At 45.5% G+C, this 26,613-nt stretch carries 25 protein-coding genes and 1 tRNA gene; 13 read left to right on the plus strand and 13 right to left on the minus strand.

What is annotated here, in order from left to right; translation table 11 throughout:
- Positions 1–55 precede the first annotated feature (55 nt).
- The 5 genes from CWI81_RS10625 to CWI81_RS10645 all read left to right on the plus strand — a co-directional run bounded on the left by CWI81_RS10625 (position 56) and on the right by CWI81_RS10645 (position 7,998).
- A complete protein-coding gene (locus CWI81_RS10625) occupies positions 56–379 on the plus strand; it encodes a hypothetical protein (RefSeq protein ID WP_006955685.1) in 324 nt (107 codons plus the stop codon).
- A gap of 47 nt (positions 380–426) precedes the next feature.
- Positions 427–1,674, plus strand: a complete 1,248-nt coding sequence (locus CWI81_RS10630; RefSeq protein ID WP_011234871.1) for a TolC family protein — start codon at positions 427–429, stop codon at positions 1,672–1,674.
- Positions 1,671–2,573, plus strand: a complete 903-nt coding sequence (locus CWI81_RS10635; RefSeq protein WP_011234870.1) for an efflux RND transporter periplasmic adaptor subunit — start codon at positions 1,671–1,673, stop codon at positions 2,571–2,573. The genes CWI81_RS10630 and CWI81_RS10635 overlap by 4 nt, the downstream gene beginning before the upstream one ends.
- 12 nt (positions 2,574–2,585) lie before the next feature.
- Positions 2,586–5,717 carry an efflux RND transporter permease subunit gene (locus CWI81_RS10640; protein WP_126785279.1) on the plus strand — a complete coding sequence of 1,044 codons (3,132 nt, stop codon included), beginning with the start codon at positions 2,586–2,588 and terminating at the stop codon, positions 5,715–5,717.
- A gap of 751 nt (positions 5,718–6,468) precedes the next feature.
- A complete protein-coding gene (locus CWI81_RS10645; RefSeq protein WP_126785280.1) occupies positions 6,469–7,998 on the plus strand; it encodes an Eco57I restriction-modification methylase domain-containing protein in 1,530 nt (509 codons plus the stop codon).
- Positions 7,999–8,055: 57 nt separating this feature from the next.
- On the opposite strand, the gene CWI81_RS10650 is transcribed toward CWI81_RS10645, so the two are convergent.
- From CWI81_RS10650 to CWI81_RS10660, 3 genes are all read right to left on the minus strand, one after another.
- Positions 8,056–9,054 (minus strand): BsuBI/PstI family type II restriction endonuclease, encoded by a 999-nt coding sequence (locus CWI81_RS10650; protein WP_126785281.1) that lies wholly within the window; start codon positions 9,052–9,054, stop codon positions 8,056–8,058.
- A gap of 227 nt (positions 9,055–9,281) precedes the next feature.
- Entirely contained in the window at positions 9,282–9,680 is a 399-nt protein-coding gene (locus tag CWI81_RS10655; RefSeq protein WP_126785282.1) for a hypothetical protein, read from the minus strand.
- Between the two features lie 163 nt (positions 9,681–9,843).
- Entirely contained in the window at positions 9,844–10,101 is a 258-nt protein-coding gene (locus tag CWI81_RS10660; protein ID WP_126785283.1) for a hypothetical protein, read from the minus strand.
- A 271-nt stretch (positions 10,102–10,372) separates the two neighbouring features.
- Between CWI81_RS10660 and CWI81_RS10665 the strand changes: the two genes are divergently transcribed.
- From CWI81_RS10665 to CWI81_RS10685, 5 genes are all read left to right on the plus strand, one after another.
- Complete coding sequence (locus CWI81_RS10665) at positions 10,373–10,933, plus strand: tyrosine-type recombinase/integrase (protein WP_126785284.1); 561 nt, start codon at positions 10,373–10,375, stop codon at positions 10,931–10,933.
- Between the two features lie 122 nt (positions 10,934–11,055).
- Entirely contained in the window at positions 11,056–11,433 is a 378-nt protein-coding gene (locus tag CWI81_RS10670; protein WP_034821469.1) for a hypothetical protein, read from the plus strand.
- Positions 11,434–11,435: 2 nt separating this feature from the next.
- Positions 11,436–11,777, plus strand: coding sequence for a LytR/AlgR family response regulator transcription factor (locus CWI81_RS10675; protein WP_126785285.1), 342 nt, complete (start codon positions 11,436–11,438; stop codon positions 11,775–11,777).
- Positions 11,778–12,079: 302 nt separating this feature from the next.
- A complete protein-coding gene (locus CWI81_RS10680; RefSeq protein ID WP_126785286.1) occupies positions 12,080–12,646 on the plus strand; it encodes a hypothetical protein in 567 nt (188 codons plus the stop codon).
- A 78-nt stretch (positions 12,647–12,724) separates the two neighbouring features.
- Positions 12,725–13,723 carry a HEPN domain-containing protein gene (locus CWI81_RS10685; protein ID WP_126785287.1) on the plus strand — a complete coding sequence of 333 codons (999 nt, stop codon included), beginning with the start codon at positions 12,725–12,727 and terminating at the stop codon, positions 13,721–13,723.
- A gap of 114 nt (positions 13,724–13,837) precedes the next feature.
- Here the strand turns inward: CWI81_RS10685 and CWI81_RS10690 are convergent, their stop codons facing one another.
- Both CWI81_RS10690 and CWI81_RS10695 read right to left on the minus strand, forming a co-directional pair.
- On the minus strand, positions 13,838–14,386 hold the full coding sequence (locus CWI81_RS10690; RefSeq protein WP_126785288.1) for a hypothetical protein: 549 nt from the start codon (positions 14,384–14,386) through the stop codon (positions 13,838–13,840).
- A gap of 44 nt (positions 14,387–14,430) precedes the next feature.
- On the minus strand, positions 14,431–14,637 hold the full coding sequence (locus tag CWI81_RS10695) for an AlpA family transcriptional regulator (protein WP_126785289.1): 207 nt from the start codon (positions 14,635–14,637) through the stop codon (positions 14,431–14,433).
- 134 nt (positions 14,638–14,771) lie between these two features.
- On the opposite strand from CWI81_RS10695, the gene radC reads away from it, so the two are divergent.
- Positions 14,772–15,245: a RadC family protein gene (gene radC / locus CWI81_RS10700; protein WP_053953340.1), complete on the plus strand. Its 474-nt coding sequence runs from the start codon at positions 14,772–14,774 to the stop codon at positions 15,243–15,245.
- An 89-nt stretch (positions 15,246–15,334) separates the two neighbouring features.
- Here radC and CWI81_RS10705 read toward each other — a convergent pair whose 3' ends face one another.
- The 3 genes from CWI81_RS10705 to CWI81_RS10715 all read right to left on the minus strand — a co-directional run bounded on the left by CWI81_RS10705 (position 15,335) and on the right by CWI81_RS10715 (position 18,299).
- Positions 15,335–16,006 (minus strand): YagK/YfjJ domain-containing protein, encoded by a 672-nt coding sequence (locus tag CWI81_RS10705; RefSeq protein ID WP_157983305.1) that lies wholly within the window; start codon positions 16,004–16,006, stop codon positions 15,335–15,337.
- Between the two features lie 492 nt (positions 16,007–16,498).
- Positions 16,499–18,076, minus strand: a complete 1,578-nt coding sequence (locus CWI81_RS10710; protein ID WP_157983306.1) for a YfjI family protein — start codon at positions 18,074–18,076, stop codon at positions 16,499–16,501.
- Positions 18,066–18,299: a helix-turn-helix transcriptional regulator gene (locus CWI81_RS10715; RefSeq protein WP_126785292.1), complete on the minus strand. Its 234-nt coding sequence runs from the start codon at positions 18,297–18,299 to the stop codon at positions 18,066–18,068. The genes CWI81_RS10710 and CWI81_RS10715 overlap by 11 nt, the downstream gene beginning before the upstream one ends.
- 133 nt (positions 18,300–18,432) lie before the next feature.
- On the opposite strand from CWI81_RS10715, the gene CWI81_RS10720 reads away from it, so the two are divergent.
- Positions 18,433–19,977: a hypothetical protein gene (locus CWI81_RS10720; RefSeq protein WP_126785293.1), complete on the plus strand. Its 1,545-nt coding sequence runs from the start codon at positions 18,433–18,435 to the stop codon at positions 19,975–19,977.
- Positions 19,978–20,023: 46 nt separating this feature from the next.
- Here the strand turns inward: CWI81_RS10720 and CWI81_RS10725 are convergent, their stop codons facing one another.
- The 5 genes from CWI81_RS10725 to CWI81_RS10745 all read right to left on the minus strand — a co-directional run bounded on the left by CWI81_RS10725 (position 20,024) and on the right by CWI81_RS10745 (position 25,475).
- Positions 20,024–21,253, minus strand: a complete 1,230-nt coding sequence (locus CWI81_RS10725; protein ID WP_198678675.1) for an integrase domain-containing protein — start codon at positions 21,251–21,253, stop codon at positions 20,024–20,026.
- Between the two features lie 165 nt (positions 21,254–21,418).
- Positions 21,419–21,494: transfer RNA gene (locus tag CWI81_RS10730), tRNA-Phe, on the minus strand.
- 90 nt (positions 21,495–21,584) lie between these two features.
- Positions 21,585–23,495 carry a biosynthetic arginine decarboxylase gene (speA, locus tag CWI81_RS10735; protein WP_126785295.1) on the minus strand — a complete coding sequence of 637 codons (1,911 nt, stop codon included), beginning with the start codon at positions 23,493–23,495 and terminating at the stop codon, positions 21,585–21,587.
- Positions 23,495–24,415 carry an agmatinase gene (speB, locus tag CWI81_RS10740; RefSeq protein WP_126785296.1) on the minus strand — a complete coding sequence of 307 codons (921 nt, stop codon included), beginning with the start codon at positions 24,413–24,415 and terminating at the stop codon, positions 23,495–23,497. The genes speA and speB overlap by 1 nt, the downstream gene beginning before the upstream one ends.
- Positions 24,416–24,428: 13 nt before the next feature.
- Positions 24,429–25,475 (minus strand): 6-phosphofructokinase, encoded by a 1,047-nt coding sequence (locus CWI81_RS10745; protein ID WP_126785297.1) that lies wholly within the window; start codon positions 25,473–25,475, stop codon positions 24,429–24,431.
- Between the two features lie 72 nt (positions 25,476–25,547).
- Here CWI81_RS10745 and CWI81_RS10750 point away from each other — a divergent pair, with 72 nt between their 5' ends.
- Positions 25,548–26,612 (plus strand): Ldh family oxidoreductase, encoded by a 1,065-nt coding sequence (locus tag CWI81_RS10750; protein WP_126785298.1) that lies wholly within the window; start codon positions 25,548–25,550, stop codon positions 26,610–26,612.
- Position 26,613: the final 1 nt, after the last annotated feature.

The following is a 26,613-nucleotide window of genomic DNA, read 5'->3' on the forward strand; positions in this document are numbered from 1 at the left end:
TATGGCCGAGCTTATTTTGGATGGATTAGGAATTTATATTGAGTAGGGTAATTGAATGAAAATATCTTGGTTTTTAATACTGACTGTGCTCATTCATAGCTCTTTTGCCTGTGCTCCTGTGGCTGGTACTTTCAGTCAGTCTTCAATAAAGAGTGCAGGAGTTGCGTATGACTTAGTCTTAGAAATTGAGCGTGAAAATCAAGACTTAAATAAATCAATATATGATAGTAAACAACAAACACAACCTCATATTAGTTGCATTACTGGTTATAACCTCTTAATTTCAGCCGTGCCTGTTATTTTGGCACCCAACTCAAACTCGGTAGGTTTTGACCAAAGCCTGACTCACCAACCCCCTGTACCTCCACCAAACGCGTAACCGTTAACTTAGACTTTTTAAAACCTATAAGTTAATGGAGAAGCAACATGAAGTATTTATACTTCGTGGCAGCCTTTTGCTTAGGTGCGCTAGTGCCTGTGGCGACGGCTGCGACGACAGATTTAAAGCTGAAAGAAGCGTTACAAAAAACGATCAAGAATAACCCTGAGTTACTGGAGTATGATTATAAAATACGAGCTGCAGGAGCACTGATAGAGCAGGCTGAGTTTTCAGCGAACCCAAGGGTATCTGCGGAAATAGAAAACTTTGCCGGCTCAGGACGGCTAGAAGGTATCAGTAACTCACAATTGACCGTATCCTTTTCTCAGCTCATAGAGTTAGGGGACAAACGGCAGTTACGAGTTAAAGCTGCAACCGAAAAAGAGAAAGCTCAGCGAGCAGAGTTTGAGTATCGTCAAATTGAGGTTTTGGCAGAAACCACACAGCGTTTCTATGACATTTTAAAACTTCAGCAAGTCGCGCATACCAGCGAGCGTCAAATTCAGCGAACTGAGCGACTGATAAAAGTGGCACAGGAGCGTGTAGAAGCTGGCGCGGTGCCTAAATCCGAGGTTATTCGCATTAAATTACAGTTAGAGCGCCAATACGCTTTCTCTGACGAGTTGAACGGTAAACTGAAAAAGCAACAAGCTGAACTGGCTTCAATGTGGGCAGGCGAGCTCAATTTTACGCGCGTCTCTGGAGACTTTACTTTTCCGCTAAGCCTCCCGGAAAAAGCCAACGTGTTATCGGCTGTTAATCGGGCGCCGGAGTATTTGCGTTTACTGGACTCTGAGCAACTTCTACAAGCGCAAGCCAGAGCGTTAGCAGCGGACTCAAAGTCGGATATTACCGTTGGTGTCGGGGCTCGCTACAATAATGAGTTCGATGATGTAGGTTTAATCGTCCAGGCATCGATGCCATTGCAGTTCACTGACCCTAACGTCGGTCGCATAAAACAAAGCCGATTACTGCATCAGTCTATCCTGGCGCAGCAAAAACAGGTTCGGCAGCAACTAAAATCACTGGCTTTATCGCTAGTGCACAGTTTGCAAACTCACCAAAGTTATCTGCAAAAGATAAACCAGCGACTGATGCCGCTATCTGAACAGTTACTCGCACAAACTCAACAGGGTTACGCACGCGGAACGCACTCTTTGTTGCAAGTGTTAGACGCGCAAACAGAGTTAGCAAAACTCGAGTATGAAAAAATCTCCCGTCAACATGCGATTTACAGCGACATCATCGAATTAGAGCGCATGACCGGACAGCCGTTTTTAGGAGTACAACAATGAAACTCAACACATTGATTACAATTATCTGCATTGCCAGTTTTTCACTGCCCGTATTGGCTTATGAGAAAAAACACGAAGAGCATGAAGCACCCCATACCAATTTAAGTGATGCAGCAATAGAAAACGCGAAATTAACGTTGGCAACAGCGAGCGCTCAAAGCATTCGAGTAAAGCAAACAATTTTCGGTGTAATAGCCCCCAATAATAACAATATTGTGCATATCGGAGCGAAGTACAAAGGTATTGTTACGTCACTAAAGGCCAATATCGGCGATGACATAAAAGCCGGGCAAACTCTTGCTGTTGTTGAGAATGTTACGACAGGCACGGCATTTGAAGTCATCAGCCCAATTAGCGGAGAGGTAACTGCACGTTTTACCAATGTTGGTGAAGTGGTTGAGCAAAAGCCATTATTTGAAGTCCTGGATCCATCATCGGTCTGGGTAGAGCTTTCAGCGTTCCCGGAGAACATTGAGTCGTTAGAAGAAGAGCAAACGACCTATGTGTACGACTTGCATCATCATAAAACCGTCGAAGGAACTGTGTCTTATATCTCGCCACAAATGACTGGCGGACACATTGCACGCGCACTTATCGAGTTGCCCAATCAGTCGGGGCATTGGCGACCGGGAATGCACGTAAAAGCGGATGTCGTTACAGACAGCTTTAACGCGAGCTTGGCGATAAACAATGATGCTGTTCAACGTTTAGAAGATAACCCCGTTGTTTTTATTAAAGAGGGTAATCGTTTCGAAGCCAGGGAAGTTGAGTTAGGCCGAACTGACGGTGAATACACCGAGGTGTTATCGGGTATTGAGAATGGCGAAAGTTATGTCGTTGAAAACAGCTACTTGATAAAGGCTGACATTCTAAAACAAGGCGCAGGCCAAAGCCATTAGGGAGAGTAAACAATGATAGATGCACTCATTCGCTTTGCGGTTGATCGTCGATGGCTGGTGCTTGCCGCAACCTTGTTAGTAGCAGCTGCGGGCGTTTATAGCACATTAAAGCTACCCATCGATGCTGTGCCGGATATTACCAATGTTCAGGTACAGATAAATTCAGAAGCGCCAGGCTATTCGCCATTAGAAACCGAACAACGTATTTCTTATCCGGTGGAAACCGCGATGGCAGGTTTACCAAAGCTGGACTACACCCGCTCGATCTCACGCTATGGGTTGTCGCAAGTTACCGTGGTGTTTGAAGAGGGCACCGATATTTACTGGGCTAGACAGCAAATCAGTGAGCGATTGCAAAAGGTAAGGGGAGAAGTACCCGACGGTATCGAGCCGACGATGGGGCCAATAGCCTCCGGCCTTGGTGAAATTGTTAATTATGTAGTACGCGCGAAAGAGGGGGCTACCAATGCCGATGGCGAGGCGTATACGCCCGAGCAGTTGCGTACCATCCAGGATTGGATCATTAAGCCGCAACTGGTCAAGGTGCCCGGTGTTACCGAGATTAATAGTGTGGGGGGTTATGAAAAGCAATACCAGGTGGCTCCCATCCCCGGTCGTATGCTGGCCTATAAAGTGACCATGCAGGACCTTTTGGCAGCATTGGATCTTAACAATAGAAACGCTGGTGCCGGTTATATCGAGAAAAATGGTGAGCAATGGTTGGTGCGTTCGCCTGGACAGCTTAAGACACTTGACGATATTCGTGATGTGGTCGTGACAAAACGTGATGATGCACCGGTGCGCGTGAGTGACGTGGCTGAGGTCAAACTGGGAGAACAATTACGCACTGGCGCTTCAACCTCGGGCGAGAGCGAGGTGGTATTGGGCACGGCCATGATGCTTATTGGCGAAAACAGTCGCATCGTTGCACAGAATGTCGCCAATAAAATTGAGGAGGTGCAACGAAGCTTGCCAGACGGGGTGGTGATTGAAACGGTGTATAACCGTACTTCTCTCGTTGATAAAACTATTGCAACGGTCGAGAAAAACCTGTTTGAAGGTGCGGTGCTGGTTATTGTGGTGCTTTTCATTCTGCTTGGAAATGTCCGTGCAGCACTGATTACGGCGTGCGTTATTCCCTTGAGTATGCTGTTTGCGGTAAGCGGCATGGTCGCCAACAAGGTGTCTGGTAATTTAATGAGCCTGGGCGCAATTGATTTTGGTATTATCGTCGATGGTGCGGTCATTGTGGTTGAAAACGCTTTGCGACGGCTTGGAATTGCACAGCAACGCTTAGGCCGGGTACTTACCACTAAAGAGCGCTTAATTGAAGTAACCCATAGTACTCGTGAGGTATTTAACCCTGCGGTATTTGGTGTGCTTATCATTATGCTGGTGTACTTGCCCATATTTGCGTTAAGTGGTGTTGAAGGCAAAATGTTTCATCCCATGGCGTTTACTGTCGTAGCCGCGCTTTTAGGGGCTCTGATTTTCAGCGTTACCTTTGTACCCGCTGCTATTGCAATATTTGTCCGTGGCAATATTAAGCACGGTGAAAACCGAATAATGCGAGCCGCCCGCAAAGTGTATCAGCCGGTTTTACGGCAAACACTGAAGCTTCCAGTTGTCATTATTTTGCTTGGCTTTGGGCTGTTTGCGGTATCAATGTTTCAGGCGAGTCGCATGGGAACTGAGTTTTTGCCACAGCTTGATGAAGGCGATATTGCCATGCAAGCCTTGCGCATTCCGGGGACTGGCTTGCAGCAATCTATAGCAATGCAAAAAGATGTCGAGTCTGTGGTGTCACGCTTTGACGAAGTTAAACTGGTATTCTCAAAAATTGGTACCCCGGATGTTGCGACCGACCCTATGCCACCGAGCGTCGCTGATACCATTATTATTTTAAAGGAGCGTGAGGACTGGCTAAACCCAGAAAAAACCAAAGAGCAACTGGTTGCTGAAATACGAACTGCTGTGCAAGAGCTTCCCGGTAATAAGTACGAGTTCACTCAACCGATTGAAATGCGGTTTAACGAACTTATTGCAGGCGTTCGAGCTGACTTGGGGGTTCGTATTTATGGCGATGACTTGCAAACGCTTAAACGGTTAGGCGACTCAGCCGCCGCAGTCATTCGCACCGTTAATGGCGCTGCTGATGTTCGGGTTGAACAAATGACGGGTTTATCGACACTCTCAGTGATACCTAAGCGTGATCATTTAGCGTTATTAGGCCTAACAGTCGCTGATGTACAGCGAGCAGTTCAAGCTGCGGTTGGTGGAGTTCAGTCAGGGATTATTTACGAGGGGGATAAACGCTTCAAGCTAATGGTACGTCTCGACAAAGAATGGCGTAAGAGCATTGAACAGCTTAAATCACTGCCTATTGATCTGCCTGCCGGCAACCCTGAGCTGCGCTATGTGCCGTTGGGAGAGGTCGCCGAATTGAGTTTGGAAAGTGGACCGAACCAAATTAACCGAGAAAGCAGCAAACGCAATGTTATTGTGAGTGCGAATGTTGAAGATCGTGATTTGGGCTCTTTTGTGGCAGATGTTCAGGATGCGCTAACGACTGAGGTTGATTTGCCAGCAGGTTATTGGGTTAACTACGACGGTACCTTTGAACAGCTGCAATCAGCTTCCCAACGGTTGAGTTTGGTTGTGCCATTAGCGCTGCTATTAATTATTGGCCTGCTATACAGTGCGTTTAATTCGCTGAGCAGTGCACTCGTCATATTCACAGGCGTTCCCTTAGGGCTGACCGGCGGGATATTCGCATTAGCGCTGCGTGATATGCCGCTATCAATTTCCGCTGCAGTCGGCTTCATTGCACTGTCGGGCGTGGCGGTTTTGAACGGCGTGGTCATGCTGACATTCATACGGCAACTGCTGCGCGACGGACTGCCATTGAAAGATGCGGTGTTTGAAGGCGCGCAACAGCGGTTAAGACCTGTACTGATGACTGCTCTCGTAGCTAGCCTGGGCTTTGTCCCTATGGCATTTAATACCGGTGTCGGCGCTGAGGTACAGCGACCACTGGCTACTGTGGTAATCGGCGGCATTGTCTCGTCGACATTATTGACTTTGGTGGTGCTGCCAGCGCTTTACTACTTAGTGCAGCGCTTCAATGGAACTGCAAAAGCCTAAGTGGAGGCCTTAGCTAATTGCAAAGCACGCCCCGACTTGGGCGTGCTTTTTTATTGCTATATCGATGAGGAAGGTAAGAAGTTTTTGGCGACTCAGTGCTTAGAGTTGTGTCGTTCAGGTAATACTGATGTGTAATATTCTTAAATATATATTATGCCGAGTGAGCCTCAATTGCTAATGTTCCCAAATTGCAATAACGGGAACAAGCAAACTCACTAAAAACGGGCTATTTCCCCCTTTATACCCCCTTAAGTACTCAAAATCACGTTTTACAGCAAAAAAAGGAATTCGGAAATGGCCGAAGTACAAGCGCTTAAACAGCCGGATACCGTGAAGCTGACTAGCTACCTTTGTTACCAACGGAGTAAAATTTATCTAAGTTAAGATGAGCCTAAAAACTTGGACCACCTCGGAGCTAGTCTGATGGTTTCATATGGAATGCTACTTTGAGCGCCAGCGTGGTAATACGCAGATTTTTGTAGAGTAAAGGAAGCTGCTAGGCAAGCTGAAGCTACCAGCCGCCACAAAAGAGTGGTGGTGAAGGAAACTGATAATGATAATTAGTAGATGTTATATAAAGCTAGTGAGTACCTCTAGTCATCATGATTTAAAAGATATATCACTGTGTTGATATCCAATCGAAGTATTCTTCTTTGTAATAGAAATCAGGATAAAACCAAAAATTTTAAGGATTTGCCTTGGGATTTTTTCTTGGAGGAGTATACTGTATGAATGAACAGTAGAGGTGTATATGATAGATAATACAGCCATGTTGCTACAGCCTAATGCCCTAGAAAGTCTAGTTGACACGGTTGATCAGTATAGGACTGATGCTAACCAGTTGCTTGACCAAAGTACACGCGGGCAGAAAGGTCAGTTTATGACTCCTGCTTCTGTTGCTCAAATCTTGTCTGGGATGTTTAGAAATCTAGATGGTGAGGTTCGGGTCCTTGACGCCGGTGCTGGTGTTGGTTCATTAACTGCATCATTGGTGGCGAGAGCGTTGACCGAGTTCGCTCCAACTTCAATTAGCGGCAACGCATGGGAGCTGGAGAACGTTTTAGTGGAGCGCTTGGAGGATTCGTTTGGCCTATGTGAGGAAGCTAGCCAGGAATCCGGCGTAGCTTGGAAGTCACATATAAACCAAATAGACTTTATCGAGCATGCCGTAGAAATAATAAATGCTCGAACTAGCGGTAAGACAACCCCTGCTTTCAATAAAGCTATTCTAAACCCTCCTTACCTAAAAATTGCGGCGTCTAGCCGAGCTCGTGCAAGTTTACGAAGTGTCGGTGTTGAAACCGGAAACTTGTATTCATGCTTTGTAGCACTTGCTTTAATGCTTTTGGAGGACGGTGGCGAGTTGGTCGCTATAATTCCGCGCAGTTGTTGTAATGGCCCATATTTCAAAGATTTTCGTCGGGTGTTGCTTGATGGTAATAACTTGAGCAAGATTCATATCTTTGAAAGCCGCACAAAAGCCTTCAAAGGCGATAAAGTATTACAAGAAAACGTTATCTTTCATATCGTGAAAGGTGAAGAGCAAGGGGATGTTGAGATCACTTCAAGCACCTGCGCAGAAGACTCGGATCCGGTCGTTCGAGAAGCTGATTTCAGTGAGGTTGTGAACCCGACTAATCCAGATCGCTTTATACATATAGTGACCAATGACGAGCAGGCTAAAATAGCTACTCGTGTTGGGGGAATGCCTTGCTCATTAGATGAACTTGGTGTTACTGCTAGTACAGGGAAGGTGGTTGATTTTCGGACTAAACCGAACCTACGACATTATCCTAGCTCTGGTACTGTGCCATTAATTTATCCAATGCATTTTAAAAATGGCCTTATCGAATATCCAGTAGAGAGCAAGAAAAAGCCAAATGCCCTCGAGCTTAATTCCGATACACAGAGGCAGTTGGTTCCAAACGGCACCTACGTATTAACGAAGCGTTTAACATCGAAAGAAGAAGCTCGTCGTATTGTTGCTGGCTTATATACAGCGGATATAGCGGAAGTAGATTTAGTTGGCTTTGAGAACAAAACTAATTATTTTCACGCAAACGGCCACCCCTTAGACAATGACTTTGCAAAAGGCTTATGGGCTTATCTGAATAGCAATATAGTGGACCAGTATTTCAGGCAGTTTAATGGACACACTCAAGTAAATGCGGCTGACTTGAGGATGCTTCGTTATCCAAGCAGAGAGCAATTAGTTGCTATGGGTAAACAGATCTATGATTTTGACCAAGAACTCTTCGATGAGCTTGTGAAGAAGTTGTAATCCGTTATAAAGGAAGAGTTGGCCCCGTGAGGCCAACTCTTCTATTTTTTGTCAGCTTCACTGCTTGATGAAAAAGTTGCGAGAGGTATCTTCATGTATCCAAAGATAGGTTCCATCAGCCAAGTTTTTTTGTGATGACTGACGAGCAGCGGCTGCTTTCCAGGTTAAATAAGTTGTTGTAAAACCAACTCCCGATTTGCCGTTGCGTTTCGCAAACGCCTCTAAGCTCTCCTTTTTATGAATATCAACCTCACCATCACTGGTAACAGCTTCAATGACCCAAAGGTGTTCAGTTTCTTTGTTAATTAGTAATACGTCAGGCATGGAGTCATTGATCGTTATCTCAAGTCCAGCCTCTGAGAGGGCTTGTCGTTCTTTTTCAGTAATTCTGTCACCATCCCCATCGTCAACATAGATGACATCATAGCCCTTCAAAAACCTTGGTGCATAAACTTTATGGCTTACACGAATTAAACGACTGTGCGGTGTCTCAACTGATTCAGCTGTATATCGAGCCTGTTCCGCTTGAACAGCTAAACGCTCGCGCTTTACATCTTCCTGCATCCATTTTTCGGCTAAGTCTTGCCATTCGTTTTCCGGGGCCTTGAGAATTTTTAAAAACTCTGGTGCGATTCTGTATGCCGAGTTTGCCGACTTTGCAACCGGATGGCCAGGGTTGAATTCAGCCTTTGAGTTTAAATAAACTTTCTCGACGGCACCTATCTCCCAGAATGGCTTCAACCAATAATCTCGACCCTCACGATCAAGTTTTATATTCCTTTCTCTCTGTAAAATTCCGACATGAGTGCCTATGTGAGCAACAGATGCTCCATCACAAAATTCTAGTCCCTTCTTGGCTGCCTTTTTATACCAACTAGGCTCATCACACAGTAAAGCGAAAATAACGTCTACTTTGTTATCACTGGACTGATCGACTTTAGATAGAACGTCTCTCACCCTCTGTTTGGTTACGCCTTGATAACTGTCGGGGACAACTATTTTGTCTTGAGCTATAGCCTGGTCCCTCAATGCTATTTTGTCATCTTCGATGCTCATCTAATTTTCCTTTCCAAGCTCGTATTACAATCTATTATTATTATCCTGCCTGATAGCTAGTTTTTAGCATCCATATCTTTTATTATTTTTTGACAAGTAAAAAGGGCCCCGGTTATTGGTAGAAATCTTGCCTATAATTTTCCCCGATTCATTAAGTAAAGCTGGAGCATTTCAGAGCGTATCCATACGCTTGCTTACTCAAGTCACGTTTCTCCCTGTGTAAATAACTACAAATGACGCGATACGAATTTTTCTAGGATACTTAGTTGCTCACTACTCATTGTAAACTCTGTGGAGCCAACTCGGCCTGAAATCGATTTTCCCTGGGAGAGTTTTCTAATAAACTCGGGTTTTACTTGGTAGCTTAGCGTTTCTAAAGCATATGGGCTACCGGAAGACGTTGTCATCACGTTTCCATCATGAGAGCCAGAGCCGACATGATAACTTTGGTTATCGATAAGAAAGTAGAGCTCGTGATTTTCGAGATACAGCCAGTCAGTACTTTGGCTGTCTAATGCGCCATTTCGCGTGAAATAGATTAGATATACAGAATCGCCGTCAGACGTTCCTTTATTAACGTCCCAAGACAGTGCGTAACTGATATCAAATGGACCCGCAGTGATCATCTCTGTCTCAAGGTAGGGGTCATAGGTAGTTTCTATTGTGGGAGTTGCAGGAGTGAACGCGCAGCTTGATAAAAAGAGGATTATAGGGGCTGATGAAAACCATAATTTATTCATAAATGCCTCACTTAAAAAGCGGACTATTAAGTTCGCCGAAAATATCGAATTAAATTTTAGAGTAGATTTTTGAAGCAAACTCGCGAGCACTTAGCTCTAAATCTTTTGGAGTGCCCAACATTGTTGGCAGCGATTTGACTCTACCGTAAATGACATCTGAAAGCTCTTCTACGCTAAATTTAGTAGGTACTTTTTTCAAGTTCGATACCGCTTGACTCAGGTTTTTTTTATCAATGGGGTGAGAACTAAACCAAGTAGGTCGTGACGCCCAACACTCTATTGCTTTTTGTATTTCCTCAGTTGTCATAACGAGCCTCCTTATTACCACTGTAGTTATTGAATAAAACCCTTCACAAGCAAAAGCTATCTAGCTGTTCTGGCTTTAGTCGATAAGGTCTAAGTTAAACCTTCAAATTTTGAAACATAGATAATAGTAATTGATTACTAGCACAGCATACTAGTGTGTTCCCAAAATATTGAAATGGGAACAAGCAAACCCACTAAAAACGGGCTACTTCCCCCTTTATACCCTCTTAAGTACTCAAAATCACGTTTTACAGCAAAAAAGGAACTAGACTATGGCCGAAGTACAAGCGGTTAAAGATCTGGATACCGTGAAGCTGATTAGCTACCTTCTCAAACGAACTTATGGTCAGCAAATTGCTGATGTTTGGGATGTGGGCTTGAACTTGGCATTACGGATCTCAGATTTACTATCCATCAAGTTTGAAAATATTCAAGACGAGCGTCTCACCCTGGTTGAAGGGAAAACCTCGAAACAAGCAACCATTAAATTGAACGACAAAGCGCGGTCGATTATTGCTCGCATTAAAGAGGAACACCCAGACCATATTTACCTGTTTCAGTCCTATCGCAACCAATGGTCCAAAGGTTTGGACGAGGCCCCGATTAGCCGCCGTTACGTTTCGCGGGCGTTCGCCGCGATAGGGGAGGAAGTTGGTATTAAACTGGGAACTCACTCAATGCGGAAAACACGAGGTTATCATCTTTACAAGAACACCAATGACATCGCCAGGGTAATGAAGATGCTACGTCATAGCTCTGAGGCTGTGACGCTGCGTTATATTGGCATTACTCAGGAAGATGTTGACCGTGACTTTGCTGAGTTAGAGCTATAGGGGCTGAGTGCCCCTATTTTTTGTTTCGTATACCTAGAGTAACAACCAAGCGAGATTAAAACCTATATCACCTAATGGCAGTTACGGCTGCAGTTAATTAACTGTCAATTAGGAGAATATTTATGTCGAATGTAACGGTCGTATACACCAAGTCAGAGCTCGAACGTGCTATTGAGAGACAAGACAAAACAATAGCTGTAAAAAGCGCGTCGTTGGCTGATGACGTGAAAACATTGAAGTCAGCATCATCTGGTGCCTTTGCGTTAGCTGTCGGTTCAGCTGGAGTCTTTGCTACCAACTTCTGGAATCCGCTGGGATGGGGCTCAGGTATTATCGGAACCTTATCTACCGGCTCACTGATCACCGCCATAGTGGCGATAGGGCTCAGCACAACGTTGCTGTTTGCTATTTACAATGACTACTCAATAAAAGGGCGAACGTCGATTCGACTGGCTGGTGGTAATAGCATCGATGCCGACCTGGTTATGGAGAGGGACTAGTTATGGGTAGCATGAGACGAAACATTATTGCCGTTAAAACGCGTCCTGGTGAGGTTCGTTTTGTTGCCGTTGCTTCCATCGAGCGTGTGGAAGCGTTTGGTAATTACGTGAAGATTCACTTCGGTAACGAGCGGGTGCTTCATCGAGCAACGCTATCGGATATGGAAGAAATACTGGATGATAGATTCATTCGAATCCACCGAAGCCATATTGTAAAACGCGAGCATCTTCGAAAGCTTCTTTCCGAGCTGGGTCGATACCAGGAAGTCGAACTAGCTGATGAAACAGTGCTTCCGCTTGGAGGTAACTATAAGCGCCAACTAATGCTCGAAGTTGGTTTGTAGTGAGTTAGCTCAGGGTGTGTCGATCCTGGGCTTATTTTTTTTGGGAGCCTTAACGATAGCGTTGTCTCTCATGATACCAGCATTAGTGGATGCGTCGCATCGGGCTCGGCACTTTTATCTCTGCAATATTGCAACTTTACGTTTTTTATTGTGTAGTTTATTTAAGTCGTTTACTGTCAACTACATAGTGGAAAATTAAAGCTGAAAGTTGTGTGTCTGGTAGGAGAATGCAACTATCGATTAAACGAGTTACACAGTGCGCAAGCACAATACTCAAACGTTACGCAATATGAGAAATAGCCATGGAAGTTAGTGTCGAATTACAAAAAGAGCTTATCGCAGCTATTGCTTCACTTGGGGCAAGCAAGCCATTTTGGGAAAGCCCTTTCGCTGTCGGACTTCTAACTGCAATTGCTGCAATCAGCGCAGCCTTGATTCAGCGTTGGCAAGCATTTCGGCTTCAAGAACGTCAATCACAAGTTGAGAGACAGTTGAGAATTCACGAGGTTCAGATGGCAGCATTAAAAAGTTTAGCTCTTATTGAGCACAAAGTTACACCGAATGAAGAACCTTCTCCTGGGGCAGATGTGCACGAATGGCTAAGCCCAATTGTACACTCTTTAAGTAATGTGGTTTCAGAACTCGATCAGTTTCTAAAGGAGTACAGCTATGTATCCCCAACGGAAGTTATTGTTCATATAAGAGCTTCCTTAAATATTGCAAATGAATATAAGTGGGCATCAATAATGAATGACGCCCATGACTACGAGCCTACTGCAGAAGAGATTGATGCTGTCGTAGCTTTGATAGGGGAGCTCTCCAAGGCAACAGAATCATTCAAAGTCAACTTGGGAGTGACTGATGTATAAGAAGTTACTCTACTCGGAAAATTACTCGCTGTTCTCCTAACGTTGCCGTGAGTACTGTGTTGTGCGGATCTATCAGTAATGAGTTACATATCAAATAGCGTTCTTGGTCGTGATGCCAAAATAAAGGCTGTCAAAGAGGCAATTGAGTTGCTTGGGTATGTGCGTCTCCGGAAGGAGTTCAATACTCAAAACTTGGTTGGAGATTACATGTGGACCTCGGAAACTGAATATCAAAGCTATGTCGGCGTTGAGCTTCAGGTTTATAGTGAAAAAAGCAAGGGCCAGATTACCGTAAATACGAGATCCCGACTGGGAAGAAGCTACTGGGACCTACAACACCAGAATAAGACTCTCAAAGTGCTTCGTGACTTTTTTGGGGGCTATTTTGAGACTGATGCTGGACGAAATAGATATTGGCACTCTGAAGGTAAACCACCCAGTGCAGTAGCTGCTGGTTGCTACTTGGCTCGCTGGCGACTTCATAATGCTTTGATAAAGCCAAGAATTTATCTGCAGCAAAGAGGAATGACCCAGCCACATGCTAAAGAAGAGCCAACTGGAATTGGCTTTATCGACGAAACCAATCCTAGGTTATTTTCCAACAACTTGGTTCTTCCCTATATGTTTGCTGTTTGGGAAGCTTACTTTCGAGATTCGTTCATCTCAGTGTTGTCAAGCTCAAACTCCCGAGAGAAGGCCTTAAAAAAAGCAAATTTGAATGTTGCTCAGCTTGAGGAGGTTGCGTCCAGCACAGTCAGCGTCGAACAGGCTGTAGCAGAGCATTTTTCGTTTCAGCGGCCACGCAGGATATCTGAAAATTTTCGTATGGTCGCCTCAGATTTGGACTTGTCGTCAGTTCTTAAGAAGCCATATAAGCGGAGAAAAAAGAGTCTATATGCTGAAATTGATGAGTTAGTAAGCGCTCGAAATGAGTTTGTGCACACTGGCAGCATGAATACCAAGTTCACTGATAAAAAACTACTTCGACTGATATCAGATATCGAAGCTGCCGTCGATAGGTGCTATCAAGAGTTTGGTCGTACACTGGGTTTTAAGCCCGATGATGGTTTTCGATGAAAAACCATACAACAAGGCGAACCACAGCTACCGCTTTTCGTTGCGGTTTAGCCTTGCTTCCGCAACATGTTTTGCCCCCGAAAGGGGTTGCTCATCCCTAAAACTTTTTTGATTTTATTTCGAAAAGCTTAGGTTCTGTTCGTTACTATCTCCTAACTTGAAACTCTCAGCGAGCCGGGACGCAGCATTCGCCAACTCATGACAGTGCATTGGCTCCCTAACCGAACTGTCGGCAACTTCAAAATTTAGGTTTGTACGACAATGCTGATTGTACTTGGCAGCGATGCTGTTTAAGTATTTTTTGAGCGTATGAACCGCAAGTTTGTTTGGTTGGGTCCAGCTGTCTCGAATCATAAGAAGCAAATCGCGGTGAGAGCAGTCCATATCGATGCCGTAACGATTCAAATGCAGCACACAGGTTAGGTATGCTGTTTCGGCGGCTTTGTCTGAATTCGGGTGCCAGTTGCTATGCGCCAGCTGAGTAGCGTATTCAGCTGCAATCTGAAAGATGGTCTCGAGACTGACGTCGAAGCCATCGTACTTTCTGCCGATAACGATAGTAATTTTTATCAAGGCTGAAGTATTCACCGCAGGCTCTACCTTGCCGTGTAATGCTAAGTGCGCTTTGACGATATCGCTTGCGTTGAGGAACGAGAGCTTCATTGTGAGTTCCTCTTTGTTAAGGCGTTTAAATAGCCCTGGCAGACTCAATACTTGATTTTTGGGACTGACAAACCGCGCTTTTCATCAATACGATCCATCATCCACTCATCAACTTCCGAGTCTAACCAGGCGACGTTTCTTCCCAGTGTGTTAACAGGTTTGGGGAACTTGCCTTCCCCCATCATTTTATAAATTGAGGTGCGCCCCAGCCCGACGCGTTCTTGAACCTCGCTTAATCGTAGAAACCGCATGAGCTTCTCCTTATTCTGTGTCATAGGATTAGTAGGAATTGAGATGAATTAAGGCGAATAAAGAACCTACCGAATTTCAGGCCTATATCACGCACGTGCATTCAAGAATCGAAAACAAAACATGGAGACACAAAATGCACGAGCAAAATGCCGAGTATGTAACGAATGGGCCAATGACTGAGGTTGATGTGCTCAACAAAGCGTCTGAGATACTGGAGACGAAGTTTTTGAAGGGGGAGGGTTTTACCAGTCCGTCTGCGGCAAAAGACTTCCTGAGGTACAAGCTGGCGCATCAAAAGCGTGAGGTGTTCGCCATCTTGCTAATGGATTCACAGCACCGGCTGATTGAGTACAAAGAACTGTTCTTCGGCACGATCAACGCGGCACCGGTGTATCCCCGTGAGGTGATGAAAGAAGTGCTTCAGCAAAACGCCGCTGCCATCATCCTGGCGCACAACCATCCGTCGGGTGTGACCGAGCCATCGGAAGCTGACAAGCGTGTGACGACGCGTATCAAGGATGCACTCAATCACATCGACGTCCCCGTGCTTGACCACATCGTAGTAGGCCAAGACACGGTTTCGTTTGCTGAAAGGGGGCTGTTGTAATTGTAATGCCGCTAAGCGCGTAGAGGAGGTTTTCCCTGGGCCTCTGCTACGTTGCTTGGTGCCTTATGCTGGCGCTTTATTTTTTTGTCTTACTTACGGCTTGTAGTAAACGAAGGGCGGCCACGTTGATAAAGCGTTGTACTCTCCTTGCATAGGTAGCTGTAATGCCTAAAAGCCTCTCGAATTTCCTGACTGGATGAATTAAACGGGCCTTTTAAGCGACGGTATGACGGCGTTGAGCCATGAATTAAATACTCGGTAGGGCCAGCGTTAACGCCACCCGTACTATACCAGGCATCTCTAATGATTTTCCCTAACTCTGAGTTATCACCAGGTCCCAAGTTGCCTACCTGCCTAAATACATCGTTATTAACGAAAATAACAATATGGTAATGCTCGTATGGTGACTGTATGCTTTGCTCGGCCTTACGGGCATATCTCACAGTGCAAGGATGTGCATAGCCTTTGAGTAACCTTTCTCTGTCATATTTCGCCTTAACTTTCCGGTTAACAGCTCTGATGAAATGCTCCATTGGCGGTTCAAGGTGTAAAGGAATACCGGCTACAGGCACTCTCAAATCAAAGCGAACAGCCAGCGTACGTGGATGTTCATCAAGCGCTCTGGTCATTGTGTCATGCAGACCATCTAAGGGCTCCTGAATATACGGTACATGCTGAGGCCAAAGAGGAAGGCCTCTGTATGAGCTGTCGTAGTAGAGTGTTTGGTTGTGGTTCATTGGATTACGTATTGGTAAATTCATAATTAGCTCCATGATCATTAAATACTCATAACTGATCTGAACTTGTAATCTTTAACCATGAGTCAGACGGTAAGCTTTGGGCTTACCTATCACTGGCTAAGCATTGGTTACTTGACGTACCAATGAATGATGTACACAGTGGTAGTTATAAGTATTACTATTACCGAGAAAACGAGTGTCGGCATACACGTCACTTTTTGATCCTAGGTGACAGCATGCTCGACGATTTTGACTAACTCTCGTTGTTCGGAAGTTAGTATTTGATTGGCAAAAAAATTGCCGGTTGGGCAATGCTACGAGGCTGATCAATTCCTCGTAGCGAGTGCCGTTATCGAGCCGATTTCAAATCGAAATGGTCGAAAATCCTGATACTTCTGATACGGTGTATCAGGAATATCCGTTTTATAGACCTAGTTCGTTTTGGGGGCGGCCTTGTTTTGATTCATGACCGCCCGCTAGGCCATTGATATGAATTAAAAGAAGCTTCCTTGACTACCGCCAACGTGAAAACGTTTGAGCTTGCAGAGGCGTTTGGCTCAAAGGTGGATTCATCAGGTAGAATTGAGACAGCTTTTCTTTATTGCAGAAGTCAGACCACATATAAGGGTCATAAACAAGCTTTGGCTTCAAGTCGATAACAACTAGGCCAGTATTTTTAAATGTAAAGACTGTTATTTCCCCCCAATTAATAAGTAAATCCAAAACTTGGTCTCTGACGTCTATATCGCGTAAAATAGCTAGTCTGCTTCTACGAAGATCGGCAGCCCTATAATACCTTTCGCCATTGTCGCGAACCTGTTGAAAATAGCTGAGAACGCTTAAGGTATTTTTTATATAATCAGGGTATTGCTGAAAATATTGTAGAAAATCGTCAGAGCAGTGAAAGACTATTCGTTCTGCGTCTTGAAGAATACCCACACTTATGAGGGCCTCAGAGCCTAGCTCAAAATAAGTCAAAAGAGCGGCCAAGCGTGTTATGTTTTCAAATAATTTACTGCCATGATCCGTCGCATATTCTAATCGTCCTCCTGGGTTTTGCGAATTCTCGATTTCATTGTATAAGTCTATTGCGTACTTTCGTGCCTCGTCAGAAAACTTAATTAGCTTACGAGATCCTGAGTCATAGTTCTGTCGCACCTGCTTCAGTTCATCAAGAAGCTCTTCGAGCCTTGCGGTAAAATTGCGTTCTCCTTCCTTGTCTTGTGTTATTAAGTTATTAGACTCTATGAATCTAGAGCCTTGATTATTAAGTGGGCAGCTGAAAAGAAATCTAGCCCAGAAGCCAATACCTGCGGCTTCATCACCATGTTTATCGTTGAACTTTTTGATAGCAGCATCTTGAACCAAAAGTGATAGCGTTAGTCTCGTATCTTCAATAGACTGATTGCCAGATGTTTTTCGATGTTTTAAAAGTGATTCGCCTGACCATTGAGCGTTAAAAAACGGAAGATGTCTAAGGGTATGGCCGTTAAGTGCAATACCTCCTTCACTGGATAACACTGCTATGCAGCCATATCCAGCATACATTTCCTCTTGGATTGCTTCTCCGGTTGAATCCTCTACAAGCATTGTTTCCTTAGCCGGAGGCTGCGGTTTCTCAGCTATGAATTTGTTTAGTTCATCTTGGGCCGTTTCTATGCGTTGTGCATTACCGGATACCAGCGCTGCTTTTAGCTTATTTCTCTTGGCTTCTTGTTGCTCCTTAAAGACCTCTAGTTTTACCTCATAAATTTCTCTATTCTTCTCGTACTCTCTCCTTTGCTCTTTTTCAAAGTTATAAATTGGCTTGTTAACTCGCGCCGCAACAGCAGACTTTCTGAGTCCTGATTCGCCTTTAGTGCATATATACATCGATGTCGGTATTCGACCACCATATACTGGTTCAACATCGGCCAGGCATTGGACGACAGTTGAAATTGCGCCGAGTAAGACATTCAATGTCAATAAATTCGGCGCTTGAACAGTATTTCCAATTGACTCTACCCCCGCGTGTATTATCGGGCAATTCGGGACCCCTCCCTCTAAACTTCTACCCGAAGTAGGTGGTGTCATCATTAAATCATGATGCATTCCGCTCCTCCTTACGCGCATTAATCCAGTCAATAACTTCTTGCTCAATGTAACGAACCGACCGCTCTCCTAGGCTAATCGGCTTTGGGTAAGTGGGATCGTACTGTTTCGAGTTTTTATCTAACTTCGCAAAGTGGTACGATTTGGAAATCGACAATAAATCAAGTACCTCTTGAAGTCGCAGCACCTTTCCAGGTAACTGTGCTATGTTGTGTTCTTGCATACTTCCTCCTTCTGAATAAAACTGCGGAACACGCGACTAATTACAGCGAAGAATCTAGACTTGGTAAAGGTTCAAGAAGTGGGAAATAGATTTTTCAAAAAGTTATTTAAAATCATATATTTAATAAGGCTTTATGAGTGCACTGCAATTGGAAGAATTAAAGCTTGAAAAAGAGCGTCGCTATCAAGAATGGTGGGCATATGTTTATGCAAGTTGCAGTGTTGTAGATAGACTGCGTGGGGATGAAGGTCTTTTAGTTGAGACCAAAAAGATCCTTCCGTGGCTGAGACAGATAGACTACAAATACCATCTTATATCTACTTATGAGCGCGATGACGAAAGTAGGTATCTAGGGAGCTTAGTAAAGTTGGCTAACTGTCTTGTCTACTCTCATCATAAAACCGTAATCAAGGACGGGCTAGATCATCGGGTCTATGAGCAAATGGTTCTCGAGTTGAGAAATCCATTTCGAAAGTTGAACAATGATGAGAAAGCTATCGTCGAACAGTTACACCAAGTGTCCTTGAAGTTCGGGTTTCTTATAGTTGCGCTACTAATAAGTCCAAGAGTCAAAACAAACTGGCGGGCTTTTGTCGAATCAAAAGATGAAGATTTAAAGCTTATTAAAGATTGGTCGTGCTTCCCTTATCGTTCTATAGAAGAATCTCCTGAAAACTTCCAAATTGCAGTTCCTCCTTACGGGGCTATTATAAAAGAACCTTGGGATGTGGTCATTTTTTATGATCTTGAACATGATGAACCTGAGGAGATAGCGCTAAAACTCGAAGGCATATTTTTCGAGAATAAGACTGGTAAGCTCAATAAAAAAAGAAAGCCAAAAAAAATCGAAGTCGGCAACAGGAAAAAATATAGCTTCGCTTTGTATTTCGAGAAAAGCAAAGTGAACAAAACACGTGTAATGAACATACTGAATAGTCAAATACAGGTACTCAAAAGTTACTTGAACGGGAGCGGATTGCTATTAAAACAACCTTTAAAGCCTATAAACTTTAATGAGTGGTTAGCTGGTTACAAAAGTGTGCGCAAGCTACCTCCATTTCGTGATAAGTATACGCTCAAAACCAAGTATCCCAGCGAGTTTCTGTTGTCCTCTTTCCTCGCTCCATTTCACTATGAAGACATGCCTCAACTTAAAGTCCAAATAGAAAAGTACAACGAAAAGGTAGAGAAACGGAACTATAGTGCTAATACTGTTTACAGGCGCATAACGAACGCTAAAAAATTGAGTGAAGGCTTGTTAGGCCGAAAAAGAATGCTGGATAAAGATAACTTTAGAAGAGCCGTTGCAATCGAGATTTGGCAAAACTTACCTCAAGCTACCTCCTTGAGGAAAACGGGAAAATCAAAGGCAGTTAAAGAAGTTATAGACTGGCTTTTGGCAAATAAAAAGGCAGCCATCGAATATTACAGGCCTAACTATTTTCATTATATTCTAAAAGAGGGAGTTGACGCACATGATAGTGAGGTGAAGAGAGACCCAGTTGAAGGTTATCCCCCCGATGATTTCAAAGATGAGAGATACTGCGATGTTCCTGGTGAGCAAGAGCTGCTAGAGCGAGAGTTTTACACCGATTTAGAACTTACTGAGAATTGCATCGAACAGGCTGATTACCTTCGAGTTGGCAGTATTAGGAAAGCCAAAAGAGTCAAGAATTAAGAAACAAGCTACTAAGTCAAGAGTCAATCAGCTTCGATCCTTGGGGCTAACTTCTTATCGAAGCTGATAAACTCAAAGACCCTTTAGACGCCTCTTCAATATGCCCAGACCACCATTCCATCATTTCCCTGCGCTGCTTCAGATAAGTAGAGCGGTTATATGCCGCTCGAATTTTGTCTTTGTCCTTGTGCGCTAGCGCAACTTCAATCACGTCTCTGTCAAAGCCTTGCTCGTTCAGTGTGGTGCTGGCTAGTGCTCTGAGTCCGTGAGCAACTAAACGACCTTCAAAGCCCATGCGCTTGAGTGCCCTGTTAGCGGTTTCTTTATTAGCATGCCTTAGGGGAGCCCTATCGGAAGGGAATATAAACTCTCTATGGCCACTCAATGGCTGCATGAACTCCAGCAATGCTAGTGACTGCTTAGTTAATGGTACTTCGTGAGGGCGTGCCATTTTCATTCGTTCAGCGGGGATCGCCCATATGGCTTTATCGAAATCGATTTCTTCCCAGCGGGCTTGCACGGCCTCACCTGGACGGACCATTGTATGCAGTTGCCATTCAATCAAGCAACGTGTCACGTATTTAATATTGGCAAAGTTTAAAGCTCGCATGAGCTCCGGTAGCTCATCAGGAGCCAGTGTTGGCATGTTCTTAACATCTGATGATGGGATCACCTTTTTAATCCCTGTAAGAGGGTTATGTTTGATGTAACCGACGTTACAGGCGAAAGACATTACGTTATTCATCCTGCGAGCGACCTTACGCGCCATTTCAAAGCTATTGCGTTTGGTAAGTGCCTCAATGGCTTCTATGGCTTTCGGTGCCGTTAACTGCTTAATGGGTATTGATCCGATTCGTGGGAACACGTCATTCTCTAGCGAGCGCCAGAGCTTTTGAGCTGTGCCAGGCTTTAAGTCCTTGCTGTGTATCTCGAACCAACGCTCAGCTACTGCTTTGAATGTATTGCCAGCGGCAGCCCGCTTTGCCTCGAATTGCTCGTCACGATGAGATATGGGATCGATATCCTGGGCGAGTAGCTCCCTATTTTGCTGGCGCTTTTCTCTCGCTAACTTTAAAGAAAGATCAGGATAGTTACCCAGTGTTAGGTTTTTTCGACGTTTAGTAAACGGCTCCGAGTAGTTAAAGATCCATACCTTTTTACCCGAGGGTTTGATTCTCAAGAACAGCCCTTGCCCGTCAGAAAGATTATATTCTTTATCTTTTTTCTTCGCAGCATCGATCTTCTTGGGAGTGAGTGGCTCAGGGATTTTAGGCATTTTTGTAACACACCTTAAGTACATTTCGTTCCGTGTTACATAACAGTGTACAAAAAGTTGTGGATAGTAAGAAACTAAAAAGGACTTCAAAAGACCTTAATCAAGCTAAAGCTATTGATTAATAAGGGATTAAAGTACAAATGAGGACCACTTAGGAGGGGGAAGTGGTGCCCGGAGGCGGAATCGAACCACCGACACGAGGATTTTCAATCCTCTGCTCTACCGACTGAGCTATCCGGGCGACGAGGCGTATTAAACGTTTTTTTCAGTTCTGAGTCAACCGCTTTTCTAAGGTTTTTTACTGTTTGCTCAGTAAATCGCCAGTTTGTGCTTAATCAACACTCAAATAGGTGCTGCCGGCCAGGCATTTTTCGTAAAAGTTTGTCCAACGCACGCCTTCACGCGGTGCCAGGCTGCCTTTTCGAACTTGCCGGTCGATTTGCTTCTTAATCGTTTTCGCCATCGATTCGGTGTTGTATTGCATGGTCTGCAACACTTTTTCGGCGGATGTGCCGGGAACCACTTCTTCGATATAAAAATCACCGGGTTCGTCGTCGTGGCAGTACACATGAACCTCGGTTAAACGACCAAATAAGTTGTGCATGTCGCCCATTACGTCTTGGTAAGCACCGGTAAGGAACAGTCCCACATGGTAGTCCTCGCCCTTATTGAGCGAATGCATTGGAATGTTGTCACTGATTTCGGTGCCTTCAATGTATTTGCTGAGTTTACCGTCACTGTCACAAGTAATATCAACAATTGAGCAACGTACTTCCGGCTTTTCATTGAGTCGGGCGAGCGGGACAATCGGTAGTACTTGGCCGATGGCCCAGGTGTCCGCGGCTGACTGAAAAATAGAGAAGTTACACAGGTATTGGCTGGCCAGCATATCCTCGAGTTCTTCCAGCTCCTGAATAAACTGATTTTCTTCGTCCAGCGAATGGTGGATGTCAGCCAGAATTTGCCAATACATGGTATCTAACCGCGCCATCTCAGGCAGTGACAGGATGCCTAATTTAAAGGCTTCGTAGGCGTTTTGTTTGTAACCCGCAGCGTCGTTGTATCGCTCTTGTGGGTGATACTGGTCGCCGGACAGGTAGAGTTCGCGCATGTTCTTGACCAGAATATGCTCGTCATCGGTCGGGCTAACATCAAAAGTGGTTCCGGCAGGCTTAATTTCACCGACAATATTGGTCACCACACAGCTATGGTGGGCGGTCATTGCCCGGCCACTCTCACTGACAATGTTGGGGTGTTTGACCTTTTCCAGATCGCATATTTGCTTAATGCCCCAGACAACGTCGGCAACGTATTCTTCGGTCGAGTAGTTACGCGAGGAGTCGGTGGTGGAGCTGGTGCCGTCATAGTCGATACCAAGGCCGCCACCAATGTCTAAATACTCAAGCGGTACGCCTTCCTGCACCAGTTTGGCATACAAGCGTGCGCCTTCGGTAACCGCTTCTTTAATTTTGCGAATGTCCGACAGCTGACTGCCAATATGAAAGTGCAGCAACTTGGCGCAATGCAGCATGTCTTCCTGACGTAAGCGCTCGACCACATTCAGGATTTCGGCAATGCTTAGCCCAAACTTGGCCCGATCACCGCTGGAGCCTGCCCATTTACCGGAGCTGCGTACCATCATTTTTGAGCGCAGACCGATCATCGGTTCAACGCCAAGCTTTTTCGCCAGTGGGATCAGCATTTCTAATTCTGAATATTTTTCGATGACAATGATCATCTTGCGTCGTAGCTGACGACCGAGTAGGGCGAGTGTCAGGTAATCTTTGTCTTTGTAGCCATTCAAAATGGTTAGCGCATCGGGATTGTCGTTATAAGCCAATACCGCCATTAGTTCCGGCTTAGAGCCGGCTTCCAGACCATAATTATAGGGTTCGCCGGCGTCCATGATCTCTTCGACCACTTCGCGCATTTGGTTTACTTTAATTGGGAACACACCGGAGTATTCGCCGTTATAATCAGCCTCTTTGATGACCTTTTGAAAGGTCTCGTTGATGATTTCAACTTGCGAACGCAGAATGTCGTGAAACCGAATAACCGCGGGGAATTCAATGCCCTCGGATTTGATTTCGTCGATTACTTCCTGCATATCAATGGTAATGTCAGGATAACGGTGGTTCGGCGCTATTTTAATATTGCCATTGTCGCCAATCGAAAAATAGCCAGCTCCCCAACGGTTAACGCCGTAAAGCTCCTCCGCTTGTTCAATATTCCAATCTGACATTAGGCGTCTGCTCCCGCTTGCTCTAACGTTAATAAAATTTCCCGGACGATTTTGGCAGCAAATACGTCGGAGTTTCCGGTGGGATCAATTTTGGGCGACAGTTCGACCACATCAGCACCAATAAAATTTTTCTCGCGCAGAATTTTCATCAGACTGACAAACGAATGAAAATCTTCGCCGCCGGGCTCGGGGGTACCGGTGCCCGGTAAAAATGAGGGGTCGAAGTAATCTAAGTCGAGCGTCAAGTAAACAGGGCGGTCGCCGGCAATGTCTTTGACGCTTTGCAAAAAGTCCTGGCGTGAATTTCTGACGGTGCCGTTCTCTTTCATCCAACGATATTCGTCGCGGGTGCCGGAACGGATACCGTACTGGATCAGCTGGTGGCCGCTGCCGAAATGGTCGTAGACGCGGCGGATGATCGACGCGTGTGAATAATGGTAGCCGAGAAAACCATCGCGCAGGTCGGCATGCGCATCTAAGTGCAGTAACACCAGCTCGGGATACTGCTGCAAGTGCTTAACAATAGGTGCGTAGGAAATGGAATGCTCACCGCCTAAGGTCAGCAGTCGGGTTTTTGTCTGCTGCAGGTCCAGTGGTTCAAAAATCGCATTAAAATCGCTAACCGCGTGATGCCATTGCTGCTCTACGTCCTCGTCAAAACCGAGCCGTAAGTTACCTAAGTCAAAAAACTCATGGTCTTCTAAGTCGGCGTCCAGGTAAGGGGAATATGACTCAATGTCTTCAGAAACGGCGCGTAGCCCATCAGGCCCTTCGCGGGTGCCTTTTCGAAAGCAGGCGGTTCCATCAAACCCAAAGCCGATAATATGGGTGTGTCCGGGAGTAATTGTGAATGCCCGGTCAGCCCCAAAAAATGGACGACTTGGATCGTTCGTTGGCACCGGTAGTGGGATCTGAGACATAGATTGTCTTACCTCAATGTTGTTCTTTCTGTACCGCCTTGTGGCGCTCTTTCTTGACCGGGTTAAATAACTTGGTCTGAATATCGATTAATTCCTGGCTGAGTTGCTTGCGCTGCATCCAGGTTTCCGGGAGCGGGGTGCTGGACAAGTCATTATTGCTGACTCCTGCCATTACGCCCGTTTTACCCTGACGTACTAATTCTACCGCATGTACGCCTAATCGAGTAGCCAGTATCCGATCCATGGCAGTGGGGCGTCCGCCCCGCTGCACGTGGCCAAGCAAGCATGGCCGACATGGAAAGTTTAACCGATCTTCTAACTGCTCAGCTAATCTTACGGCGCCACCGGGCCATTGGTTTTCACAAAGTACCATGACATAGCTGGAATCGCCGCGAACCCGGTGAACACCTTCGATGTGTTTAACCAGTGCATCAACGGTCAAAGGTTTGTCTTTTTGCAACTCTGGTAGAATCATACGTTCGGAGCCGCAGGCCATGGCGCTGCTAATGCCGATGTAGCCGGCATTACGGCCCATAACTTCGACGATAAACACGCGATCCATGGCTTCGGCTGTATCGCGAATCTTATCCAATGCGTCCATTGCGGTTTCCACGGCCGTGTCATAGCCAATGGTGTTGTCGGTGCCAAACAAATCATTGTCGATAGTTCCTGGCACGCCAATAATGGCACCTTGCCAGAATTTCGCCAGATGTTCAGCGCCACGAAATGAGCCGTCCCCGCCAATCACGATAAAACCATCAATTTGATGGGCATCCAGGTTTTCTGCTGCCTCACGTCCGCCGTCGTCGGTTTTGAAGCGTTCGCTGCGGGCACTTTTAATAATGGTGCCGGAATACTGCAATATGTGTTCTACGTTTTCCCGACCTAACTTTGTAAAGTCGTTGGTGAGAACGCCTTCGTAGCCATGACGAAAGCCGATAACTTCTATTCCGTAGTTTTCTGCGGCCAGTACGACGGCGCGGATCGCCGCATTCATACCTGGTGCATCACCGCCACTGGTGATGACAGCAATTCGGTTAATAGTATCAGTAGATGACACGATCCCTACTCCTTGATAATGTCTTAGCGCTAAGCTTACCTATAGAGTCTCGGGTTACCAAGAGGAAATTTAATGTCGAGCGCAGTTAAACGGTTTGATTATCAACAATTATTGCAATGGTCGAACGATTGTCTGGAGCAGGCAGGAGCTTCCGGAGAAATCGCACGTAATGTCAGTTTTTACTTATTAGAAGGGGATTTACTGGGATTTTCTACTCATGGTCTGATTCGGTTGCTGAATAATTGTCAATGGTTGCGTGATGGCAGTAGTCGGGCAAAAGGGCAACCTGTGGTCATTAGCGAGCGGGCTGCCGTGGCGCATTGGGATGCGCAATTATTGCCGGGTCCTTATGTGGTGCCCCAGGCTATTGAGAGTGCTATTAACATGGCTAAGCAAGCTGGTACCGGCACTGTCGTTATGCGGCGCAGCCAGCATGTTGCAGCGCTTGCTTCCTATTTAAGTATTGCAACGGAGCAGGGCATGGTGGTCAGTTTAATGTGCTCGACACCCGGGCAGCGTGCGGTTGCTCCGTTTGGAGCCAAACAAGCAGTGTTTTCGCCCAACCCTTTTGCGGTGGGAGTGCCAAGCTCTGCTCAGCCATTATTATTAGACATTAGCTTCTCGATGACAGCGGCTGGCAAAGTACGTCAGGCCAAAGCTGACGGGGTTAATTTGCCTTATGCGGCACTGATTGATAGTAACGGGCAGTGGACTGATGATCCTACTACGTTTTTTGCGAAGCCGGGCAGCGCTATAGGTCCTTTAGGCGGCGAGCAGCTTGGCTATAAAGGTTATGGGTTAACTTTATTCAGCGAGATCTGGACCATGGCGCTAAGCCAGTTTGGTCGCCGTCAGGGTAGTGCGGACGGGGATGCTAACTCCGTTTGGGTGCAAGTCATCGACCCCACCGCCTTTGGTGACGAAAAGGAGTTTCTGCAGCAAGTGGATGATTTGTTAGAGGATTGTCGTACCGCGACGCCAATAGACCCGCAGCAACCAGTCAGAATTCCCGGTGAGCGGGCGTTGCAGAAAAAGCAGCAACAGTTACAGCAGGGGCTCGAATACAGTGAGTCGACCCTAAAAGTGCTTAACCGCTGTGCCGAGTTTACCGGTATTCCGTTACCGGCGGCTCTTTAAG

Origin of the sequence: Idiomarina seosinensis, assembly GCF_003987275.1 — a bacterium.
GTDB lineage: Bacteria > Pseudomonadota > Gammaproteobacteria > Enterobacterales > Alteromonadaceae > Idiomarina > Idiomarina seosinensis.

Coding starts and splice junctions, on each gene's coding strand:
- CWI81_RS10690 (WP_126785288.1), bottom strand. CDS start 14,386: ATGAAGCTCTCGTTCCTCAACGCAAGCGATATCGTCAAAGCGCACTTA.
- CWI81_RS10655 (WP_126785282.1), bottom strand. CDS start 9,680: ATGATCACTGCGGGTCCATTTGATATCAGTTACGCACTGTCTTGGGAC.
- CWI81_RS10645 (WP_126785280.1), top strand. CDS start 6,469: ATGATAGATAATACAGCCATGTTGCTACAGCCTAATGCCCTAGAAAGT.
- CWI81_RS10685 (WP_126785287.1), top strand. CDS start 12,725: ATGAGTTACATATCAAATAGCGTTCTTGGTCGTGATGCCAAAATAAAG.
- CWI81_RS10725 (WP_198678675.1), bottom strand. CDS start 21,253: ATGCCTAAAATCCCTGAGCCACTCACTCCCAAGAAGATCGATGCTGCG.
- speB (WP_126785296.1), bottom strand. CDS start 24,415: ATGTCTCAGATCCCACTACCGGTGCCAACGAACGATCCAAGTCGTCCA.
- CWI81_RS10635 (WP_011234870.1), top strand. CDS start 1,671: ATGAAACTCAACACATTGATTACAATTATCTGCATTGCCAGTTTTTCA.
- CWI81_RS10630 (WP_011234871.1), top strand. CDS start 427: ATGAAGTATTTATACTTCGTGGCAGCCTTTTGCTTAGGTGCGCTAGTG.
- CWI81_RS10695 (WP_126785289.1), bottom strand. CDS start 14,637: ATGCGGTTTCTACGATTAAGCGAGGTTCAAGAACGCGTCGGGCTGGGG.
- CWI81_RS10680 (WP_126785286.1), top strand. CDS start 12,080: ATGGAAGTTAGTGTCGAATTACAAAAAGAGCTTATCGCAGCTATTGCT.
- CWI81_RS10640 (WP_126785279.1), top strand. CDS start 2,586: ATGATAGATGCACTCATTCGCTTTGCGGTTGATCGTCGATGGCTGGTG.
- radC (WP_053953340.1), top strand. CDS start 14,772: ATGCACGAGCAAAATGCCGAGTATGTAACGAATGGGCCAATGACTGAG.
- CWI81_RS10675 (WP_126785285.1), top strand. CDS start 11,436: ATGGGTAGCATGAGACGAAACATTATTGCCGTTAAAACGCGTCCTGGT.
- CWI81_RS10670 (WP_034821469.1), top strand. CDS start 11,056: ATGTCGAATGTAACGGTCGTATACACCAAGTCAGAGCTCGAACGTGCT.
- CWI81_RS10715 (WP_126785292.1), bottom strand. CDS start 18,299: ATGCAAGAACACAACATAGCACAGTTACCTGGAAAGGTGCTGCGACTT.
- CWI81_RS10720 (WP_126785293.1), top strand. CDS start 18,433: ATGAGTGCACTGCAATTGGAAGAATTAAAGCTTGAAAAAGAGCGTCGC.
- CWI81_RS10660 (WP_126785283.1), bottom strand. CDS start 10,101: ATGACAACTGAGGAAATACAAAAAGCAATAGAGTGTTGGGCGTCACGA.
- CWI81_RS10710 (WP_157983306.1), bottom strand. CDS start 18,076: ATGCATCATGATTTAATGATGACACCACCTACTTCGGGTAGAAGTTTA.
- CWI81_RS10665 (WP_126785284.1), top strand. CDS start 10,373: ATGGCCGAAGTACAAGCGGTTAAAGATCTGGATACCGTGAAGCTGATT.
- CWI81_RS10750 (WP_126785298.1), top strand. CDS start 25,548: ATGTCGAGCGCAGTTAAACGGTTTGATTATCAACAATTATTGCAATGG.
- CWI81_RS10650 (WP_126785281.1), bottom strand. CDS start 9,054: ATGAGCATCGAAGATGACAAAATAGCATTGAGGGACCAGGCTATAGCT.
- CWI81_RS10705 (WP_157983305.1), bottom strand. CDS start 16,006: ATGAATTTACCAATACGTAATCCAATGAACCACAACCAAACACTCTAC.
- CWI81_RS10625 (WP_006955685.1), top strand. CDS start 56: ATGAAAATATCTTGGTTTTTAATACTGACTGTGCTCATTCATAGCTCT.
- speA (WP_126785295.1), bottom strand. CDS start 23,495: ATGTCAGATTGGAATATTGAACAAGCGGAGGAGCTTTACGGCGTTAAC.